Source organism: Candidatus Polarisedimenticolaceae bacterium (assembly GCA_036376135.1).
In the GTDB taxonomy this organism is placed as follows: Bacteria; Acidobacteriota; Polarisedimenticolia; order Polarisedimenticolales; family DASRJG01; genus DASVAW01.
Window position 1 is genome coordinate 1 of sequence record DASVAW010000028.1, and the last position, 4,050, is coordinate 4,050.

At 70.5% G+C, this 4,050-nt stretch carries 2 protein-coding genes; both read left to right on the forward strand.

The genetic code is table 11. The features are described 5' to 3' along the window. Nucleotides 1-2,510, forward strand: a 2,510-nt coding sequence (locus VF139_02305) for a hypothetical protein (protein ID HEX6850211.1), incomplete at its 5' end; no start/stop codon positions are given. A gap of 23 nt (nucleotides 2,511-2,533) precedes the next feature. Then, the gene (locus VF139_02310) at nucleotides 2,534-3,835 is read left to right on the forward strand and encodes a pyridoxal phosphate-dependent aminotransferase (GenBank protein HEX6850212.1); all 1,302 of its coding nucleotides are present in this window, start codon (nucleotides 2,534-2,536) and stop codon (nucleotides 3,833-3,835) included. Nucleotides 3,836-4,050 lie beyond the last annotated feature (215 nt).

Below are 4,050 nucleotides of genomic sequence, written 5' to 3' on the forward strand. Positions count from 1 at the left end.
TGACTTTCCTCCCCGGGGACGACACGCTCGCCCCCGCCTGGGGGGACCAGAACTCCCCCGACCTCGCGCGAGGAGGCTCCCTCTCGCTCGCGGTCTGGTCGGACGCGCGCGCCCACGAGGGGCAGAACGACGTCTACGGCATGAGGCTCGACGCCGGGGGCGCCCCGATCGGCGCCTCGTTCGCGATCAACCAGGACGACGGATCGCAGACCGGCCCGCTCGTCGCATGGAACGGTCAGAACTGGCTCGTCGCGTTCCTGAGCGACGGGAAGCTCTCGGCGGTCCGCGTCGCTCCCGACGGCACCGTTCTCGACGCCACCCCGGTCGTCGTCGCGACGCCGGGGGCGGACGCCGCCTTCCGCCTCGCCGGCGACGGCGTCGGGTGGGCGGTGTTGTGGGCGGGACGCAGCGCGGGAAGCGCCGACCTGCGCGGCGCTCGGATCGGCGCCGACGGCGCCGTCCTCGATCCCGGAGGCGTCCAGATCCTCCCGGAGACCTGGTACGTCCGCAACCTCGACTCCCTCGCCTTCTCGAACGACCGCTACTTCGCGGTCTGGGCCGACGACGCCGGGATCGTGGGGCTGCGCCTGACGCGCACGCTCCAGAAGATGGACGCGGGGCCGATCACGATCGCCGGGGGGGCGTATTTCGAGACCGCGCCGGAGATCGCGGGGAACGGCGCCGAGTTCTACCTCGTCTGGACCGAGACGGACAACAGCTACTGGGTGAACCAGATCAAAGGAAGCCGGGTCAACCTTTCGGGAGTCGCCGCGACCCCCGCCGGAGTGCCGATCAACGAGAACCTCTCGGGCGGCGAAGGGGCCGACGTCGCGTGGGACGGGACGCGCTGGGTCGCGGCGTGGACCGGCGCCGGCGCGTTCGCGAACCGGATCTCGGCGAGCGGGAGCGTGCTCGACGGCACGGGGGTGCAGCTCGCGTCCTCGAGCGCGTTCTACGACGCCCGCGAGGCTGTGGTCGCGGGGGCCCCCGGGGGCGGCGCGAAGGTCCTCTGGAAGGACTACCGGAACCACCTCGAGAACGACATCTGGGGGGCCACGCAGGGCGCCGCGGGCGCGGCCGGTGCCGACGCGGTCGTCTCGTTGAGCGCGCCCTCGCAGCAGAGCCCGCGGGTCGTGTGGAACGGGAACGGGTACGCGGTCGTCTACCTGAGCGCCACCTCCGCGGGGGGGCGGGTGCTCGTGCAGCGCCTCGACGCGGCGGGGGCGGCGGTCGATCCGGCGCCGGTCGAGGTCGCCTCCGGCCCCGACGTCGTCGAGCCGGGGATCGCGTGGAGCGGGCAGCGATACCTCGTCACCTGGAAGACGCGGGCGAACGTGCGCGTGAAGGCGCGCCGGCTCGACCCCGACCTCACGTTCCAGGACGTCTCCCCGATCGACGTCATGGCCGGCGACGGTCCGGCGGTCGCGGCGCTCGGCGACGTCTTCCTCGTCGCGGTGCAGAACTCTCCGACCTACTGGCAGTGGCGGGACACCTACGCGCAACGCATCGACGGGGCGACGGGGACGAAGCTCGGCGGGCTGATCGGCATCTCCGGCGGATTCGCGTGGGCGGGAACGGTCGGGACGGTGGGCGATCGCTGGCTGCTGGCGTGGGAGGCGCACTACTCGCACAACGAGTCGCCGTTCACGCTCACCTACGCCTGGGTCTCCGCGGACGGCGCGCCCAGCCCGTCGTACGGCCTCGTCCTCGGGTCCGGATTCGGCACGGCGGGGGTCGAGATCGCCGGCCACGCCGAGCTCGGAGCGCTCGTCTACTCGATGAACCAGGAGATCCACCTGCTGCGCGTGCGCGCCGACGGCACGTTGCCCGACGGCCCCTCCGGCTTGCTCGTGACGGGTGACGCGCCGCGGAACCAGTCCGCGCCCGGCGCCGCCTGGAACGGCGCGGAGTTCGTGACCGCGTTCCAGGACGACCGCGCGGGCACGCCGTTCGTCCCGTATCCGCGCAGCGACATCTACGCTTCGCGCATCACCGCGGCGGGGGCGGTGCTCGACGGCGTCGGCGGCTTCCCGGTCGAGACGACCGCGGTCTCCGAGTGGCAACCGGCGGTGGCGGGCTCGGGGGGGACGACGCTCGTGGTCGCCGCGCACCTGCGGGGTGCGGGGTACGGCTCGCATCGGATCGGCGTGCGCCGGCTGGGTGGGCCGGGAGCGGCGACGAGCCCGGTTTCCGGGCTCGCGTTCGCCGACGCCGCCACGATGCAGTGGAGCGGGCCCGACGCGCCGGTCGTGTACGACGTGCTGCGCGGCGACCTCGGGTCGATGCGCGCGAACGGCTCGGTGGGCGACGCCTCCTGCGTCGACGACGATCTTCCGACGACCTCGCGCGTGGATTCCCAGGACCCTTCGCCTGGCGCGGGGTTCTACTACCTCGTCCGGTCCGATTCGGCGGATGCGCCCCCTGGGACCTACGACGATCCGGGCGGCGCCGGGCTCCACCACAACCGCGACGACGACGTGGGGACGCTGGGGGGAACGGGCTGTCCGTAAGGGGTCCTTGTTATCCTGCGCCCATGCGCGTGCCGTTCGATCGCGACGTCATCCGGAAGATCATCGCCGCCCAGCCGTTCGACGTCCGCCAGGCGTCGATCCGCGAGATGAACCGCCTCGTCAACGGGATCGAGAAGGAGCTCGACGTCCGGTTCATCCGGATGGAGTTCGGGATTCCGGGGCTCCCCACCCCGGAGATCGCGGTGACGGCCGAGATCGAGGCGCTGCGCGATCGGAAGGTCGGGCACGTCTACGCGCCGTTCGACGGCCTCCCCGAGCTGACGCAGGAAGCCTCGCGCTTCGCGAAGCTCTACATGAACCTCGAGATCCCTCCGGCGTGTTGCGTCCCCACCGTCGGCGCGATGGAAGGGTGTTTCGCGTCGCTGACCCTCGCGAACCGGATGCACGTGGACCGCCACACCCTGCTGTTCCTGCAACCCGGATTCCCCGTGAACCGCCAGCAGGCGCGTTTCCTCGGGATGAAGGTCGACGGGATCGACTTCTACGACCACCGCGGGGAGGCGCTGATCGGGGCGGTCGAACGGCGCCTGGCGAAGGGGGACATCGCCGCGATGTTGTGGTCCTCCCCCAACAACCCGAGCTGGATCGTGCTGAAGGAGCCGGAGCTCGAGGGGCTCGGGCGCCTGTGCGACGCGTACGACGTCCTCGCGATCGAGGACCTCGCCTACTTCGGAATGGACGTGCGGCAGGACTACCTCAATCCGGGCGTCCCGCCGTACCAGCCGACGGTCCTGCGCTACACGCGAAACGGCATCTGCGTCGTCAGCAGCTCGAAGATGTTCAGCTACGCGGGGCAACGGATCGCGATCGCATTTCTGCATCCCGACCTCGCGGAGCGGAAGCTCCCCGACCTCACCGAGCGCCTCGGGACGCCCCTCGTCCGTCACGCGTTCGTGCACGGGATCCAGTACCCGCTGATCGCCTCGGTCCCCGAGGGGCCGCAATACGGGCTGACCGCGCTGCTGCGCGCGGCGAACGCGGGAGACCGGTCGCTGTTCACCCCGGCGTTCGAGTACGCGCGACGGGCGAAGATCGCGAAGGAGATCTTCCTGCGGAACGGTTTCCGCCTCGTCTACGACAACGACCTCGGGGAGCCCCTGGCCGACGGGTTCTACTTCACCCTTTCCCACCCACGCTTCGCCGACGGCGCCGACCTGATCGTCGAACTGCTGCACTACGGGATCAGCGCGATCACCCTCGACACGACGGGGAGCTCCCGCAAGGAAGGGCTGCGCGCCTGCGTCTCCCTGATCGGCGAGGAGCAGTTCGCGACGCTCGAGGAGCGGGTCCGAGCCTTCGCGTAGGAAATGGGGACAGCATCCTATTTCTCCGAAGTTAGGGGCAGTGAAATTAGGGACAGTCCCTCATTTCGCAGCGAAATGAGGGACTGTCCCTAATTTCACTGTCCCTAATTTCACTGCCCCTAATTTCGGAGAAATAGGTTGCTGTCCCCATCTTCAAAGAGACGGGGCCGGGCCCCACGCCGGGCTCCTCGCCAGGACCCGGAGCGGGACCCGAC